Source organism: Frondihabitans peucedani (assembly GCF_039537585.1).
GTDB lineage: Bacteria > Actinomycetota > Actinomycetes > Actinomycetales > Microbacteriaceae > Frondihabitans > Frondihabitans peucedani.
In genome coordinates this window covers 1,542,189-1,558,887 of sequence record NZ_BAABAU010000001.1, presented here as the reverse complement: position 1 = coordinate 1,558,887, position 16,699 = coordinate 1,542,189, and the positions used below count along the sequence as shown (strand labels likewise).

The 16,699-nt window shown below is 71.7% G+C and carries 11 protein-coding genes; 5 read left to right on the top strand and 6 right to left on the bottom strand.

What is annotated here, in order from left to right; all coding sequences use genetic code 11:
- Nucleotide 1: 1 nt before the first annotated feature.
- From ABD733_RS07145 to gabT, 3 genes are all read right to left on the bottom strand, one after another.
- The gene (locus ABD733_RS07145; protein WP_344794498.1) at nucleotides 2–1,423 is read right to left on the bottom strand and encodes an aminobutyraldehyde dehydrogenase; all 1,422 of its coding nucleotides are present in this window, start codon (nucleotides 1,421–1,423) and stop codon (nucleotides 2–4) included.
- Nucleotides 1,424–1,448: 25 nt separating this feature from the next.
- Nucleotides 1,449–2,867 (bottom strand): NAD-dependent succinate-semialdehyde dehydrogenase, encoded by a 1,419-nt coding sequence (locus tag ABD733_RS07140; RefSeq protein ID WP_344796043.1) that lies wholly within the window; start codon nucleotides 2,865–2,867, stop codon nucleotides 1,449–1,451.
- Between the two features lie 119 nt (nucleotides 2,868–2,986).
- Nucleotides 2,987–4,363 (bottom strand): 4-aminobutyrate--2-oxoglutarate transaminase, encoded by a 1,377-nt coding sequence (gene gabT, locus ABD733_RS07135; RefSeq protein WP_344794496.1) that lies wholly within the window; start codon nucleotides 4,361–4,363, stop codon nucleotides 2,987–2,989.
- Nucleotides 4,364–4,502: 139 nt separating this feature from the next.
- Here gabT and ABD733_RS07130 point away from each other — a divergent pair, with 139 nt between their 5' ends.
- Nucleotides 4,503–6,014, top strand: a complete 1,512-nt coding sequence (locus ABD733_RS07130) for a PucR family transcriptional regulator (protein ID WP_344794494.1) — start codon at nucleotides 4,503–4,505, stop codon at nucleotides 6,012–6,014.
- Here the strand turns inward: ABD733_RS07130 and ABD733_RS07125 are convergent.
- Entirely contained in the window at nucleotides 6,011–7,060 is a 1,050-nt protein-coding gene (locus ABD733_RS07125; RefSeq protein WP_344794492.1) for a phosphotransferase enzyme family protein, read from the bottom strand. The genes ABD733_RS07130 and ABD733_RS07125 overlap by 4 nt on opposite strands.
- A gap of 156 nt (nucleotides 7,061–7,216) precedes the next feature.
- Between ABD733_RS07125 and ABD733_RS07120 the strand changes: the two genes are divergently transcribed.
- Both ABD733_RS07120 and ABD733_RS07115 read left to right on the top strand, forming a co-directional pair.
- Nucleotides 7,217–8,596, top strand: coding sequence for an aspartate aminotransferase family protein (locus ABD733_RS07120; RefSeq protein ID WP_344794490.1), 1,380 nt, complete (start codon nucleotides 7,217–7,219; stop codon nucleotides 8,594–8,596).
- A 97-nt stretch (nucleotides 8,597–8,693) separates the two neighbouring features.
- A complete protein-coding gene (locus ABD733_RS07115) occupies nucleotides 8,694–9,425 on the top strand; it encodes a GntR family transcriptional regulator (protein ID WP_344794488.1) in 732 nt (243 codons plus the stop codon).
- 96 nt (nucleotides 9,426–9,521) lie between these two features.
- Here the strand turns inward: ABD733_RS07115 and ABD733_RS07110 are convergent, their stop codons facing one another.
- Nucleotides 9,522–11,078: an amino acid permease gene (locus ABD733_RS07110; RefSeq protein WP_344794486.1), complete on the bottom strand. Its 1,557-nt coding sequence runs from the start codon at nucleotides 11,076–11,078 to the stop codon at nucleotides 9,522–9,524.
- A gap of 194 nt (nucleotides 11,079–11,272) precedes the next feature.
- Here ABD733_RS07110 and ABD733_RS07105 point away from each other — a divergent pair, with 194 nt between their 5' ends.
- Entirely contained in the window at nucleotides 11,273–13,450 is a 2,178-nt protein-coding gene (locus ABD733_RS07105; protein WP_344794484.1) for a hypothetical protein, read from the top strand.
- Nucleotides 13,451–13,507: 57 nt separating this feature from the next.
- On the opposite strand, the gene ABD733_RS07100 is transcribed toward ABD733_RS07105, so the two are convergent.
- Nucleotides 13,508–14,509, bottom strand: coding sequence for a LacI family DNA-binding transcriptional regulator (locus ABD733_RS07100; RefSeq protein ID WP_344794482.1), 1,002 nt, complete (start codon nucleotides 14,507–14,509; stop codon nucleotides 13,508–13,510).
- Between the two features lie 166 nt (nucleotides 14,510–14,675).
- Between ABD733_RS07100 and ABD733_RS07095 the strand changes: the two genes are divergently transcribed.
- Nucleotides 14,676–16,664, top strand: coding sequence for a glycoside hydrolase family 127 protein (locus ABD733_RS07095; protein WP_344794480.1), 1,989 nt, complete (start codon nucleotides 14,676–14,678; stop codon nucleotides 16,662–16,664).
- Nucleotides 16,665–16,699 lie beyond the last annotated feature (35 nt).

The following is a 16,699-nucleotide window of genomic DNA, read 5'->3' as shown; positions in this document are numbered from 1 at the left end:
ACTAGTGCGCGCTCATGACGTGCTTGATGCGGGTGTAGTCGTCGACGGAGTACGACGACAGGTCTTTGCCGTAGCCCGACTGCTTGAAGCCGCCGTGGGGCATCTCGGCCGCGAGCGGGATGTGGGTGTTGATCCAGACGCAGCCGAAGTCGAGTTCACGTGCGAACCGCTCGGCCGTCGTGTGGCTGTCGGTCCAGACGCTGGAAGCGAGAGCGTACCGGACGCCGTTCGCGAGGTCGAGGGCCTCGTCGGCCGTCTCGAACGACTGCACGGTCAGCACCGGGCCGAACGTCTCGTCCTGCACGATCGCGTCGTCCTGGCGGACGTCGGCGATCACGGTCGGCGCGTAGTAGAAGCCGGTGTCGCCCACCCGGAAGCCGCCCGTCCGGACGGTCGCGTGGTCGGGCAGGCCCTCGATCGCCGCGCTGACCTGGGCGAAGTGCCTGGCGTTGTTCAGCGGGCCGTAGAAGGCGTCGTCGACGTTGCCGGTGATGGTGTTCTCGGCGGCGGCGACCAGGGCTTCGACGAAGGCGTCGTGGACGTCGCGGTGCACGATGATCCTGGTCGCGGCGGTGCAGTCCTGACCGGCGTTGAAGAACCCGGCCTGCGTGACGGCCTCGGCGACGGCGGTGAGGTCGACGTCGGGGAACACCACGACCGGCGCCTTGCCGCCGAGCTCGAGGTGGACGCGCTTGAGGCCGGCGGCGCCGGAGGTCGCCACGGCGCGGCCGGCCCGGACGCTGCCCGTGATGGCGACGAGGCCCGGGGTGGGGTGCTCGGTCAGCAGGGAGCCCGTGGAGGCGTCGCCGAGGACGACGTTGAAGACGCCGTCGGGCAGGATCCCGCGGGTCAGCTCGGCCAGGACCAGCGTCGACTCCGGCGTCGTGTCGCTCGGCTTCAGCACGATCGTGTTGCCGGCGGCCAGGGCGGGCCCGATCTTCCACAGGGCCATCATGAGCGGGTAGTTCCACGGGGTGACCTGGGCGACCACGCCGATGGGCTCGCGGCGGACCGACGAGGTCAGGCCCTCGAGGTACTCGCCCTGGGCGAGACCGGTGGCCTGCCGTGCGGCACCGGCGAAGTAGCGGAGCTGGTCGGCGCCGACCGCGACCTCCTCGGAGGCGATGAGGTGCTTCGGCTGGCCGGTGTTGCGGTGCTGCGCCTCGACGAGCCGGTCGGAGTCCGCCTCGAGCGCGTCGGCCAGGGCGAGGAGCGCCTTCTGCCGCTCGCTCGGGGTGGTGCGCTTCCAGGCGGGGAAGGCGGCGTCGGCGGCTGCCATCGCCGCGTCGACGTCGGCCCGGTCGGAGACCGGCGAGACGGCGACGACCTCCTCGGTCCGCGGGTCGACCACGTCGAGCGTGGCCTCGCCGTGGGCCTCGACGAACTGGCCGCCGATGAAGTTCTGCAGGGTCTCGTGGGGCATGGTCTTCTCTCTGTCGCCGCTCGGGTCAGCTCGCCGGAAGGAGCGTGTAGGTGGTGTCGAGGTACTCGTGGATGCCCTCGGCCCCGCCCTCCCGGCCGAGGCCGGACGACTTGACGCCGCCGAAGGGCGCCGAGGCGTTCGACACGACGCCGGTGTTGAGGCCGAGCATGCCGGAGCGGAGGCTCGTGATGAGCCGGTGCCCGCGGGCCAGGTCGCGCGTGAAGGCGTAGGAGACGAGACCGAACTCGGTGTCGTTCGCCAGCCGCACCCCCTCCTCCTCGGTCTCGAAGGTGCTGATCGCGGCCACGGGTCCGAAGATCTCCTCGCGGAGGAGCCGGGTGCCGGGCGTGATGCCGGTGAGGACGGTGGGCTGGAAGAACGTGCCGGGGCCGTCGACGGCCGCACCTCCGGTGGCGACGGCGGCCCCTCGGGAGACCGCGTCGTCGACGAGCTCGGCGTTCTTCGCCACGGCGGCGTCGTTGATGAGCGGGCCGATGGAGACGCCCTCGTCCGTGCCGCGGCCGACCGCGAGCTCGCGGACCTTCGCCGTCAGCTTCTCGGCGAACTCGTCGGCGACGCCCCGCTGCACGAAGAACCGGTTGGCGGCGGTGCAGGCCTCGCCGATGTTGCGGAACTTCGCCAGCATGGCGCCCGCGACGGCGGCATCGACGTCGGCGTCGTCGAACACGAGGAACGGCGCGTTCCCGCCGAGCTCCATCGACGTGCGCAGCACGTTGTCGGCCGCCTGCTTGAGCAGGATCTTCCCGACCGGAGTCGAGCCCGTGAAGCTCACCTTGCGCAGCCGGTCGTCGGCCATCACGGCGGAGGCGACGCCCGACGAGTCGGTCGTCGTCACGACGTTGACCACGCCCGCGGGCACGCCGGCCTCGATCAGGAGGGCGGCGAAGTAGAGGCTCGTGAGCGGCGTGAGCTCGGCCGGCTTCAGCACCACCGTGCATCCTGCCGCGAGAGCCGGCGCGATCTTGCGCGTGGCCATGGCGAGGGGGAAGTTCCACGGCGTGATGAGCAGGCACGGCCCGACGGGCCGGTGCGACACGATGGTCGTGCCGGTGCCCTCGGGGTTCGTGCCGTACCGCCCGGAGATGCGCACCGCCTCCTCCGAGAACCAGCGGAGGAACTCGGCGCCGTAGGTCACCTCGCCTCGCGCCTCGGCGAGCGACTTGCCCATCTCGACGGTCATGAGGAGGGCCAGGTCTTCGCGGTGCTCGGTCGCGAGGTCGAAGGCCCGCCGCAGGATCTCGCCGCGGACGCGCGGGGCGGTGGCGGCCCAGTCGTCAGCGGCCGCAGCAGCCGCATCGAGCGCGGCGACGGCGTCGGCGGGGGTCGCGTCGGCGACGCGGGCGAGCTCCCGGCCCGTCGCCGGGTCGATCACGGCGAACGTGTCGCCGGCCGAGGCGTCGCGCCAGACGCCGTCGATGAGCAGCCCGGTCGGGACGCTCTCGAGGAGGGCGCTCTCGCGGGTCGAGCCGGAAGCCGAGCCGGATGTCGAGCCGGATGTCGAGCCGGAAGCCGAGCCGGACGCCGAGGTCGATGCGGTGGTGGTCACGCTGCCTCCAGGGCCTGGGCGAGGACGTCGAGTCCCTCGTGGAGCAGCTCGTCGTCGATGGCGAGCGGCGGCAGGAACCGGATCACGTTGCCGAAGGTGCCGCAGGTGAGCAGGATCACGCCGTTCTCGTGGCAGTGCTTCGCGATCCGGCCGGTGAGCGCGGGGTCGGGCTCGCCAGTGAGCGGATCGACGAGCTCCATGGCGATCATGGCGCCGCGGCCCCGGACGTCGCCGATGCGCGGATCGCCGGCCTGCAGCTCGAGGAGCCGCGACTTCATGACCGTCTCGATGGCGGCGGCCCGCTCGAGCAGCCCGTCGTTCTCGTACGACTCGATGGCGGCCAGCGCGGCGGCGCAGGCGAGCGGGTTGCCGCCGTAGGTGCCGCCGAGGCCGCCCACGTGCGGGGCGTCCATGATCTCGGCCCGGCCGGTGACGGCCGAGAGGGGCAGGCCCCCGGCGATGCCCTTGGCCGTGACGATCAGGTCGGGCACCAGGCCCTCGTGCTCGGACGCGAAGAAGCGCCCGGTGCGGGCGAAGCCCGTCTGAACCTCGTCGGCGATGAAGACGACGCCGTTCTCGGCCGCCCAGGCGGACAGCGCCGTGAGGAAGCCGGGCGCCGGGACGATGAAGCCGCCCTCGCCCTGGATCGGCTCGATCATGATCGCGGCGACCGAGGAGGCGCCGACCTGCTTCTCGATCATCGCGATCGCCTCGCGGGCGGCGTCGGGGCCGGAGAGCCCGTCGCGGTAGGGGTAGGAGAGCGGCGCGCGGTAGATCTCGGGGGCGAACGGCCCGAAGCCCGACTTGTAGGGCATCGCCTTGGCGGTGAGCGCCATGGTGAGGTTCGTGCGCCCGTGGTACGCGTGGTCGAAGGCGATCACGGCCTGACGGCCCGTGTACGAGCGCGCGATCTTCACCGCGTTCTCGACCGCCTCGGCGCCTGTGTTGAACAGCGCGGAGCGCTTGTCGTGGTCGCCCGGCGTGAGGCGGTTGAGGGCCTCGGCCACCTCGACGTAGGAGTCGTAGCCGGTGATCATGAAGCACGTGTGCGTGAAGCGCGCGACCTGGTCTTGCACGGCCTCGACGACGCGGGGTGCGGCGTTGCCGACGCCCGTGACTGCGATGCCGGTGCCGAAGTCGATGAAGCTGTTGCCGTCGACGTCGACGAGCACGCCGCCGCCCGCCACGTCGGTGAAGACGGGCAGAGTGATGCCGACGCCGCGGGCGACGGCCCCCGACTTCCGTTCCAGCAGTTCGCGGGAGCGGGGCCCCGGCACCTCGGTCACCAGTCGTCGGCGCTGGGGGAGCGAGGGCCCGCCCACGCTCCGGCCCGGGACGTAGGGAGAGGCGTCGCTCTGGTCGACGATCGTCATGGGGCCTCCTCAGGCGGTCTGGTCGGTGCGCGGTTCGTTCAGACGCCAACTTAGGGAGTACCGGCGACAGACGGATTGCCATTTCGGCAATCTGTGGACAGTCGGTGGCCCGAGCGGCAGGTGGGGATAACCTTCGACGGTGCAGACCACGACGCCCCCGACCGTCCGCGGCCTCCTGGGCGAGCCGGTGCTCCGCCTGATCCCGCGCCTGACCGGCCGCGCGCTCGACACCGCGATCGACTGGGTCCACAGCTCCGACCTCACCGATCCCACGCCGTTCCTCGCCGGCGACACGATGCTCCTGACGACGGGCACGCAGTTCCCGCCCGAGGACGACGACGACTACTACCGCGCCTATGTCGACCGCCTCGTCGACGCCGGCGTCGTCGCCCTCGGCTTCGGCCTCGAGGTCATCCGCGAGGGCACCCCGCTGCCGCTCGTCGAGGCGTGCGCCGCGCGCGAGGTGACGCTCGTCGAGGTCCCCTACGAGATCCCCTTCATCGCCCTGATCCGCTGGGTGGCCGACCGCATCACCGCCCGGGAGCGGGAGCGCGACGCCTGGACGCTGCGGGCGCAGCGGGCCGTCTCCGTCGCGGCGCTCACCTCGGGGACCCTGCCGGCCGTCGCGCGAGCGCTCGCCGAGCAGGTGGCCGGAGCCGTCGTGATCCTGTCGTCGACGGGCGAGGTCGTGCTGGAGGAGCGCGCGGTCGCGGTCGACGTGGCGGCACTCGGAGAGGAGGGGCGCAGGATCCTGGCCCGCGGCTCTCGCGCGAGCGTCGACGTCGCGCTCCCCGGCTGGCACGGGTTCGCGACCGCCCAGACGCTCGGGCCCCGCGGCTCCCTCCGCGGAGCCATGGGCGTCGCCGGCGCCGGCAGGAACGACGTGGCGATGCAGGCCGTCGTCACCAGCGCCGTCGCGATCGCCGAGGTGCTCCTGCGGTACGGCGACTCCGAGCGGCACCTCGAGCAGCGGCTCGGCTCCGTAATCGTGCGCCTGCTCCTCGACGGGCAGGTGGGCGGAGCCGCGGCAGTGGCGGGCGAGTTCCGCGACGACCTCCCGGAGGCGCTGCGCGTCGGGATCCTGGTCCCGGAGCCCGACGTCACCTCGGCAGCGAGGGCCCGACTCGTCGACGGCATCGTCCGGGGCCGGGTCGCCTTCGTCGACGACCGGGGCGACCGCATCGTGTTCGTGATCGAGGCCGACGAGGTCGAGTCGCTCGTGGAGGTCGCCGGCCGGAGCGCCGCGTTCGACGGCGTCGCGGTGGGCCTGTCGGCAGTCCTCGCCCCCGTCGAGGCGCCGGCCGGGCTCGCCCAGGCGGCCCGCGTCCTCTCGCAGAACCCCGGGCCGGGAGTGACGGTCTTCGGCGAGTCGGCGGGAGGGCTGCTCGACGACCTGTGGTCGCCCGCGGCCGAGAACCTCGCGCAGAAGCGCCTGGCGGTGCTGGCCGACGAGGCCGGCGACCTGGTCGCCTGCTCGCGGGTCTGGCTAGCGCACAACGGCCACTGGGAGTCCGCAGCGCGAGAGGCGGGGCTCCACCGCCACACCCTCAAGGCCAGGATCGCGCGGGTCGGCTCGCTCCTCGGCCTCGACCTCGACGAGTTCGCGGGCCGCGCCGAGCTGTGGGCGCTCCTGGAGGCGTCGCGCGCCTAGGAGCCGCCGACCAGCCAGAGCGGGTCGTCGACGTACCGCGCGGCGACCTCGACCGTGCCGGGCAGGTTCTCGTCCCACAGGTCGCTCGGCAGGGCGTCCGCCCGGTGCGTGGTGGCCCAGCCGAGCATGGTCAGCCGGCGCATCAGCGACAGGGCGCCGGCGATCTCGAGGTCGTCGCGGGTGAGCGGAGCGACGCGGCGGTAGCCGTCGAGCCACCGCGCGCCCATCTCGAGCGCCTCGGGCCGGTGCTCGTAGAACGTGAGCGCGGAGCCGAAGTCGTAGAGGAAGTAGCCGTGCCCGCAGTCGTCGAAGTCGATGATCGTCATGGCGCCCTCGTGCGTCATGACGTTCGAGGGCCGGAGGTCGGAGTGGATGAGGCCCCAGTGCGACGGCGCCCGCGGGACTCCCGACAGCGTCGCCCGAGCCGACAGCTCGGCGCGCTCGACGGTCGCGCGGTCGGCCTCGGCCAGAGGCGCACCCCGCCAGTCCCCCCACCGCGCCAGCCCGCCGGTCATGTCGTCGAGGGTCCAGGCGAAGCGCTGGAACCCCGTCGGCGGCTCCCACCCGCGAGCGTGCTCGTGCAGGCGCCCGGTGAGCTCGCCGATCTCGACGAAGTGGTCGGCGAAGTCCGTCTGGTCCTCCAGGATCGTCCCGGTGACGAAGTCGAAGCCGACGGCCGTCCAGGTCGCGCCCGAGTCGTCGGTCAAGAACTGCACCAGGTCGCCGTCGGCGCCGTGCCGGGGCGACGGCGTCGGGACGCCCGCGTCGCGCTGCAGGGCCTCGACCCAGAGCAGCTCGCTCCGGACGTGCTCGATGCTCTCGGCGTACCCGGGACGCCCGAGCCGGACGACGAGCGTGGCATCCTGCGCCTCGGTCACCTTGAAGGTCACGTTCTCGCTCACCGCGATGAGCGTCACCCCGACGCCGAGCTCCGGCAGCCCCCAGGCGCGGCGCACGCCCTCGAGCACCCACGTCGGCGCCGGGTCGCCGCGGCCGACGAGGTCGAAGGCGCTGAGGGAGCCGGTCGTCACGGGGGTGCTCGTCATGGCCACGAACATAGGGGCCGGGGCGCAGGATGCACGGGCCAGGCCCCGATCCTTTACCGGCCGTTCACGCCGGTAACACGCCATTCATCGAGCGGGCCGATCGTGTAACGTCCCGGCAACACGCGGCTCGTCCGCGGGCCACCGGCTCCTCGGAGAATGGAGTGGCACACCGACGACGACGGGACCACCATGGCCAGCACCGCATCCATCCTGGACGGCAACAGCTTCAAGGCCGAGGACGCCGACGGTCTCGACCCGCGGACGAGGGCGCTCACCGAGCGCCGCCGCGTGCTGGGATCGGCGTACCGCCTCTTCTACCGGCACCCCGTCGAGCTCGTGCGGGGTCGCGGGGCCCACGCGTGGGACGCCGAGGGCAACGAGTACCTCGACCTCTACAACAACGTCCCGAGCGTCGGTCACGCGCACCCGCGGGTCGTCGAGGCGGTCGCGCGCCAGATGTCGGAGCTCAACACCCACACCCGCTACCTGCACCCGGCGGTGCTCGACTACGCCGACGACCTCCTGTCGACGATGCCCGACGAGATCGACCGGGTGATGTTCGTCTGCACGGGTTCGGAGGCGAACGACCTCGCGCTCCGGGTCGGCCGCGAGTTCACCGGCGGCAGCGCCTGGATCGCGACGAGCGAGGCGTACCACGGCAACACCGCCCTGGTCTCGGCCCACTCGCCGTCCCTCCGCAACGGCGAGGAGATGGACCCGACCCTCCGCATCGTCGATCCGCCCGACACGTACCGCCTGGGCTCCGAGACCGCGGACGGCGCAGGATCCTGGTGGCTCACCCGTGTCGCCGAGGCGATCGCCGAGATCGAGTCGTCCGGCGACGGGTTCGCCGGGCTGATCCTCGACTCGTCGTTCTCGTCCGACGGGATCTTCCTCGGCGAGCCCGGCATGATCCGGGCCGCCCTCGATCTCGTCCACGCGCACGGCGGGGTCGTGATCGCCGACGAGGTCCAGCCCGGGTTCGGCCGGACCGGGGAGGCGTTCTGGGGATTCGACCGGCACGGGTTCGTGCCCGACCTCGTGACGACCGGCAAGCCGATGGGGAACGGGTTCCCGATCGCGGCGATGGCGGCCAGGCGCGAGGTGCTCGACGCGTTCGCGACCAGGCGCCCCTACTTCAATACGTTCGGCGGCAATCCGGTCGCGGTCTCGGCTGCGCAGGCGGTGCTCGACGTCCTCCGCGACGAGGGGCTCCAGGCCCGGGCGCTGTCGGTGGGGGCGCAGCTCCGCGACGCGCTCCGCGATCTCGGGCACGCGCATCCTGCGATCGGAGACGTCCGGGGATCGGGGCAGTACACCGGCCTCGAGATCGTGGCCGACCGCGAGACGAAGGAGCCCGGCACCGGGATCGCGCTCGACCTGCTCGAGGAGCTCCGAGACCGCCGCGTGCTCACGAGCGTCTGCGGGCCGAACAACTCCGTGCTCAAGCTGCGGCCGCCGCTGGCCTTCGAGGCCGGCGACATCCCGCGGCTGGTCGAGGCCCTCGACGGGTCGCTGACCGCGCTGGGCGTCTGACCCGCGTCCGGCGGCCGGGCGACGCGCGCACCGCCTCGTCCGGCCTCGCTAGCATTGCCGCACGCCGCACCGCCGGCCCACCACCCCGAGGAGTCCCGTGCCCCGCGACAACTCCGAACTCGCCGACCGCATCCGCCGCCTCATCGCGCGGTCGGAGCTCCGGGTGGGCGACCGCATCGGTTCGGAGCGCGCGATCGCGGAGCAGTTCGACGTGCCCCGGTCGGCTCTCCGCGACGCCCTCGAGGAGCTCGAGTCGCGAGCTCTGATCCGACGCACCATGGGCCGCACCGGCGGGGTCTTCGTCGCCGACGGCAAGATCGAGCGGCAGTTGAACACGATCCAGGGCGTGCCCGACATGCTGCGGCAGCAGGGGTTCATCGCGGCGACCGCCGTCCTCGCCGAGGGGATCGGAGTCGCGACGCCGTCGGAGCAGCGGAGCCTGGCGCTGGCCGAGGGGGAGAACGTCTTCCGGCTCCGTAGGCGCCGAGACGCCTCCGGCACGCCGCTCTCGCTCGACACGATGGTCCTGCCGATGCGGCTCGTCCCGGGGTTCCAGGAGCACGACCACAGCGACTCCGTCTACCGGCTCCTCGCTCGCGAGTACAGGATCGAGACGGCGCACTCCGACGAGACGATCGACGTCTCAGCCGCCACGGCCGAGCAGGCCGCTCTGCTGAACGTCGATGAGGGGGCGGCGCTCTTCGAGATCTGGCGCATCACCTTCGACGCGGGCGAGACGCCGATCGAGTTCTCGCACGACTTCTTCCGCGCCGACCGCACGCGGATCTCGCTCCGCCGCTACGGGGCCCGCTGGAAGCGCGCGACGTAGCGGCGGAGCCTTCGGCGGCCTGCCGCCCGACGTCTCACGGACGAGCCACCCAGCCGCGGCAGGGTGGCTTGTCCGCGAGACGTCTGGCGGCGAGCGTCACACGAGGTCGCGCTCCTTCTCGCTCGGCAGCGCGTCGCCGGGCGTGGGGACGATCTCCGCCTCCATGGCGTCGTACCCCTCCTCCTGCGGGTCGCGGTGCAGCCCGCCCGACAGCGCGTACTCCTCCTCGGGCGCCAGCACGAGGTTCTTCCGGCCGACGGTGGCGAACAGCACCAGCCCGACGACGTACACGAGCAGCATGATGACGATCGCCGACCACAGCGCCGGGTTCAGGATCTCGCCCACGAAGATCGCGAGACCGATGATCCCGGCGATGAACGCCCCGGCGAGACCCCATGGCGAGCGGTAGGGCCGCTTCGCATCCGGGTACTTCCGGCGCAGGATCACGAACGAGACCATCTGGAGCATGTACGACACGACCGCGCCCCACACCGCGATGTTCAGCACGATCCCGCCGCCACCGCCCGGCGTCGACAGCTCGGCAGCGACGAGCGCGGCGAACCCGACGACGCTCGCGACCGTGATCGCGATGACCGGTGTCTGCCTCTTCCCCGTGACGGAGAGGCCGCGCGGGTAGTAGCCGGCACGCGAGAGGGAGTACATGTTGCGTCCGGCGGCGAACATGATCCCCTGGAGCGAGGCGAGCAGGCCGACGAGCGCGAATGCTGAGAGCACTGCCGCGATCCTGTCGTCCGGGATGATCGCGCGGAACCCGTCGAGGATCGGCTCGACCGAGGCGCCGGCCGCCGTGCCGCCCAGCACGGCGGGGTTCAGCACCAGGACGATCGCGCCGCAGCCGATGAGCGTGACGAGGCCCCAGACGCTGGCCTTCGGGATGTCCTTCGTCGGGTCGTGAGCCTCCTCGGCGCTGAGCGGCAGCTCCTCGATCCCGAGGAACAGCCACACCCCGAAGGGCAGGGCGAAGAAGATCGGCAGGATCCCGTGCGGCAGAAAGGCTGTCATGCCCGGGTCGGGCTTCACGTCGAACAGGCTGCCGAAGTCGAGCCTCCCCGAGAACGCCGCCATCACGGCGAAGGTGATGAGCACCCCGATCGAGATCAGCGCGACGACGAGCGCGAAGCGGAACGACACCGCGGACCCGAGCGAGTTCAGCCCGATGAAGACGGCGTACAGGATGATCCACCACGCCCAGATCGGGAGGCTCGCTCCCGTGAGATCGGTCAGGATCGGGTCGGCGTACCCGGCCGAGAAGTACACGACCGCGGCCGTCGTCAGGACGTACTCGAGCGTCTCGGCGAGGCCGGTCACGAACCCTCCCCACGGCCCCATCGACGCCCTCGCGAACGAGTAGGCGCCGCCCGTGTGCGGCATCGCGGCGCTCATCTCGCCGATGGAGAAGATCATGCCGAAGAACATCACGACCACCACGGCGGAGGCGATCAGGAGTCCGCCCCATCCTGCGCTCGTGATCCCGGCGTTCCAGCCGGAGAAGTCGCCCGAGATCACGGCGGCGATCCCGATTCCCCAGATGCCCCAGAAGCCCGCCGTGCGGCGGAGCTGTCTCTTCTCGAAGTAGTTCGGATCGGCGCTCGTGTAGGTCACGCCGCGCGTGGTGCTGGTGCCGGTCGACATCATGGGTCTCCTGTTCGCAGCCTGGAACTCGTTGCGGACCATTGGAGCGGCTGGGAGCACGCCGGATGTCACCGCGGCGTGAATGGGTTGTAACGAGCGCGTTAACGAGTGCGGCTCAGGCGGACGACCCCCACTCGGGGGGTGGGCCGCACCGGGGTCGACCGATAGCGTGAGCCCGACAGCCAGGGGGGAACATGACGTCGAGTCGTTCGAGGGGACGTCGTGCCGCTCGGCTCGGCGCGGCACTGCTTCTCGCCTGCGCCGTGGCCGCCGGGGCGACTCTCGGGTCGTCGCTCGGGCCGGCGCTCGACGAGCCCGCCGTCGCCGGGACGGCCGGGAGCGCGAGCACGGCCGCCGCGACCGTCTCGCCTCGGGGCGTCAGCACTCTGCTCGCCTACCTCTCGGGTTCCACACCCGGCGTCGTCGTCGAGAACCTCTCCACCCGGCACTCGGTCCGGGTCCTTCCGACCCTCCACGTCACCGACCCGCAGATCGCTCCCGACGGGACGCTGCTCGCCTACACCGGACCGACGACCACTCCGGACGGTGCGGGCGCCGTCGACGCGGGCCTCTTCGTGACGCGGGCGGACGGGACAGGAGCGCCGCGCCTTCTCGCGACCCTGCCGACCGCCGCGGCCGTCGCAACACCCCGGTGGTCGCTCGACAGCTCGCGCATCGTCTACCAGCGGGTGGCCGCCGACGGCAGCCGGAAGACGGACGTGATCGACGTCCGCGGCGGCAAGACGCTCGCGTCTCTCTCGGGCGTCGGGACCGACGTCCGGTTCGGCTCGGACTCGTCGACGCTGGTCGACTCGGGCGGGCCTCGGAGCGTCGGGGCCTTCTACGCCGTGTCCTTCTCCGGGAGACGCACGCTGGTGGAGAAGAACAGCGCGTCGAGCGTCGACCGGCCCCACGACCTCGTGTACTCGCCGCAGGGCCGATTCTCGGTGTTCGTCCGCACGATGAGCAGGGCGGGTCGGGCGGACGACGACGCCCTCCAGGGCGTGACGGACAACGGCGACATCCTGCCGGACTCCATCTCGAGCATCAACGGCATGGGCTGGTCTGCCGACTCCGAGGACTTCTTCGTCAGCGCGAAGACGCTGGAGCCTCCCTTCACGGCGCCCTTCGGGCGATCGGCCCTCTACCGCATCGACCGCACCCGAGGGAACGTCGTCGCGGTGAACCCGAAGGCCACCGCCGACGAGACGTCGCTCTCGGTCGGCTCGGTCAGGAGGACCGCCCAGACCCCCGGTGCGCTCTTCAGCCCGCTCGCGCCGACTCGGCTCGTCGACACCCGGTCCGGCCTCGGTGCGGCCAAGGCCCGGCTCGGCTCGGGTCGCTTCCTGAAGGTGAGGGTCGCGGGCGTCAAGGGCGTTCCCTCAGGGGCGACAGCGGCCGTCCTGACGCTCACCGCCGTCCGACCCAGCGCGACGTCCTGGCTCGCTGCTTCTCCGGCGGCATCGACTCCGGTCGTGCCCTCCAAGGCGCTCGTGGCCCTCGCGCCCGGGCAGTCGTCGGCGAACACCATCACGGTGCCGCTCGGCGCCGGGGGAGCGATCGACCTCTACAACCGAGCCGGAACGACCGATGTCCTGGTCGATGTCGTCGGCTACTACGCACACGAACGGGGTTTCGCGTTCACGCCCGTCCGGCACATCCTGGTCGACGACAGCCGCACTGCCACCCGCCACCTCACGGCAGGCAGCGACTACGTGATCGCTGCACCGTGGCCCGTTCCGTACGACGCGACCGCCACGACCATCTCGGTCACCGTCATCCGGCCCGACCACGCGATGGTCGTCTCGATCGCCCCGCACCCGGTGTCGGGAGATCCGGTGAAGCCGCCCACGTCCCTTCTCCAGGTGCCGAAGGGGAAGACCGTCACCGCCACGACCACGGTGGCGATCGGGGGCGGCGGCCGGTACGACCTCTTCACCAACGCAGGATCAGCCGTCGTCCGGGTCGAGACGACCGGCTACTTCGCGCCGACGGCCACGAAGGCCTTCTTCCCCCTGTCTCCCCGGCGGATCCTCGACTCCCGGACCGGAGCCGGCGCGATTCCGGGCTCGGCCTCCGACCTCGGCACGGTCTCGGTCCACGTCGCCGGTGTCGCCGGAGTGCCGATCGACGCCAGTTCGGTCGTCCTCGACCTCACCGGACGGCGGTCGTCCAACACAGAGCCCGTGCCGGTCGACGAGATGACGAATCAGGTGCAGAGTGCCGACGAGTCGATGATCGACCTCGCCGGGAGGGCCATGACGACGAACTCGGTGACTCTCCCGGTCGATCGGGACGGCGACGTGGACCTCGACATCGAGGGCGCGCGGACCTACCTGCAGGCCGACCTCGTGGGCTACTTCACCGACTGATCCACTTCACCGACTGATCCACGCGGACCGGGTCTCGGCCTGCGGGCCACTCGCGACTCACGACCCGATCGTCGACTCGCGGATCACGAGGGTCGGCTCGATCGCCCTGGACTCGGGGGCGCCGCCCGAGATGAGCTCGAGCAGCGCCTGGCCGGCGAGCCTGCCGAGCTCTTCGAGCCGCAGATTCACGGTCGTGAGAGGCGGACGACTCGCCAGGGCCATCACGTTCCAGTCGTCGAACCCCGTGACGGCGATGTCGGTCGGCACGGCTTTTCCGAGCTCGCGCAGCCGGTCGCAGACGCCGCGGGCGATCTGGTCGGAGCCGCAGGCGATGCCGTCGAGGTCGGGGGAGCGGCGGAGGAGCAGATCGACCGCCTGCCGGCCCCAGCGCTCCGACCAGTCGCCGTGGAGGGGCGCCTCCACGAGAGCGTCGCCGAGACGGTCCGCGGCTGCGCGTGCGCGGACGACGGCAGCCTGGTGGTGAAGGGGGCCGGCGACGTAGGCGACGCGTCGGCGTCCCGTCGACAGGAGATGGTCGGCGAGGAGTTCGGCGCCCCGGCCGTCGTCGAGCGAGATCGACACGTCGTCCGGATCGGTCGACGGCGTGTACGCGTAGACGACGGGCATCCCGGCGCTCACCGGCGGCCTCGGGTCGGAGCTCCGGCCGGTCACGATGATCCCGTCCACGCGCCTCGAGGCGAGGGACCGAAGGTAGTGCTGCTCGCGGACCGCGTCGTCGCGGGTGTCGCACATCAGGACGGCGATCTGACCGGCGCTCAGGACGTCCTCGGCCCCGAGCATGACGGGGATGCTGAACCGCCCGAACGAGTCGGTGGTGATCATGCCGACCGTGTAGCTGCGGCCCGACGAGAGGGCCCTCCCGCGCGCGTCCATCATGAAGCCGAGCTTCTGCGCGGCCTCTCGCACACGGGCCCTCGTCTCCTCGCGGAGCTGTCCCGTGTCGTTGAGCGCCTTCGACGCGGTGCCGATCGAGACGCCCGCGAGGGCCGCGACATCGGTGATGCGGACCACCGGGGCGGCTGTCTGCTCCTGTGTCACGGCAATCCCTTTCCGTCCTCGAGCGCAGGATGACGCGCCACCTGTCGTGCACAGAAGCATAGGTCCCCCGGGTTTTCCACAGCGTGAGATCGATGCTTGTGTCTCTCCGAGCGTCAGGCATACAGTGAAGCCAGAAAACGTATTCCGTACCGTTCGAAGGAGCAGCATGACCGCAACGACGCCGTCCGCCACGTCGACCCTGGGCGCGCCCCTCAGGGCCCAGCCCGTCGAGCCGACCGCGAACGCGACCGCCGCTCTCCACCCGCTCGAGGGAGGCGACGCGCAGATCACATCGGGTTTCTGGGCTCTTCGGCAGCAGCGGAACGGCGCGGCGGCCATCCGCGAGGCGTACGACCTCCTCGAGAAGGCGGGCAACTTCGACAACCTCCGCATCGCCGCGGGTACCGCGACGGGCGAGGCCCGCGGGCCGATCTTCATGGACAGCGACGTCTACAAGTGGCTCGAGGCTCTGGCTTTCGAGTACGGCAGGGCGCCGTCCGACGACCTCCTCGAGATGCAGCGCGAGGTCACGGCGCTCGTGGCTTCCGCCCAGGCCGACGACGGCTACCTCGACTCGGTGCCGCAGATCCAGGGCGGAGTGGCGGGCCGCTACACCGACCTGCCCTGGAGCCACGAGATGTACTGCGCCGGCCACCTCTTCCAGGCTGCGGTCGCCCAGGTCCGCGCCACCGGCGACACAGGTCTGCTCGACGTCGCGGTCAGGCTCGCCGATCACCTCGACGCCACCTTCGGGCCCGACAAGCGCACCGACATCGACGGTCACCCCGTCGTCGAGATGGGCCTCGTCGAGCTCTTCCGCGTCACAGGCGAGCGCCGCTACCTCGACCTCGCCGCGCACTTCGTCAACGCGCGCGGCCGCGGCTACACCGCCGACCGGGGCAAGGAGTCCACCTACTTCTCCGACCGGGTGCCGGTCCGCCAGGCCACCACGGTCGAGGGGCACGCGGTGCGCGCCGTCTACCTGGGGGCCGGCGCGACCGACGTCGCCCTCGAGCTCGGCGACACCGAGCTCCTCGCCGCCCTCGAGACGCAGTTCGCCTCGATGATGTCGTCCAAGGCGTTCATCACCGGCGGCCTCGGCGCCCGCTGGGATTGGGAGGCGTTCGGCGACCCCTACGAGCTGCCGACCGACCGCGGCTACGCCGAGTCCTGCGCCGCCATCGGCGGTGTGCAGTGGGCCTGGCGGCTCCTGCTCGCCACGGGCAGGCCGGTCTACGCCGACGCGATCGAGCGGTTCCTCTACAACGCCTTCCTGCCCGGTGTCTCGCTCGCCGGCACCGAGTACTTCTACGTCAACCCGCTCCAGCAGCGCGCCGACGCGCACGCCGACGAGAACCGCTCGCCCGCTCACGGCCGCCGAGGCTGGTTCGACTGCGCGTGCTGCCCGCCCAACATCATGCGGACCTTCGCGAGCCTCGACGCCTACCTCGCGACGACGAACGACGGCGGCCTGCAGCTGCACCAGTACGCATCCGGCGACTTCGCCTTCGACGGCGGCGCCGTCCGCGTCGAGACCGACTACCCCTGGAGCGGTTCGATCGGCATCACCGTCACCGAGACGACGGGAACGTGGGCGCTCGACGTCCGCATCCCGGCCTGGTCCGACTCGTCGACGCTCACCGTCAACGGTGAGGCCGTCGAGACGCGCGCGGGGCAGTACGCCCGCATCGAGCGCGAGTTCGCCGAGGGCGACGTCATCCTGCTCGACCTCGACATGACGCCGCACCTCTACGCGGCCGACTCCAGGATCGACGCCTCGCGCGGCGCCGTCGCCGTCGAGCGCGGGCCGCTCGTCTACGCGGTCGAGCACAGCGACAACCCGGGGGTCGAGGTCGACGACATCCTGCTCGACACCGACGCCGCCATCTCCGTCGCGCGCCGCGACGACCTCCTCGACGGCATCGACACGCTCGAGCTCACCGCCGAGACCCCGTCGGCTCACGTCGAGACGGCCTGGCCGTACCGGCGGGTGGGTGCGACCCCCGGCGGGCAGGCCGACGGCGTCGGGTACCCGGGGGCGAACGCGGAGGCTGCGCCGCGTGATCCTGCGCCCGTCACCCTGACCGCGATCCCGTACTACGCCTGGGCCAATCGCGAGATCGGTCCGATGCGGGTCTGGATCCCGACCGAGTAGGGCCCCATCGACGCAGGATCGTTAGCCGCAGCGGT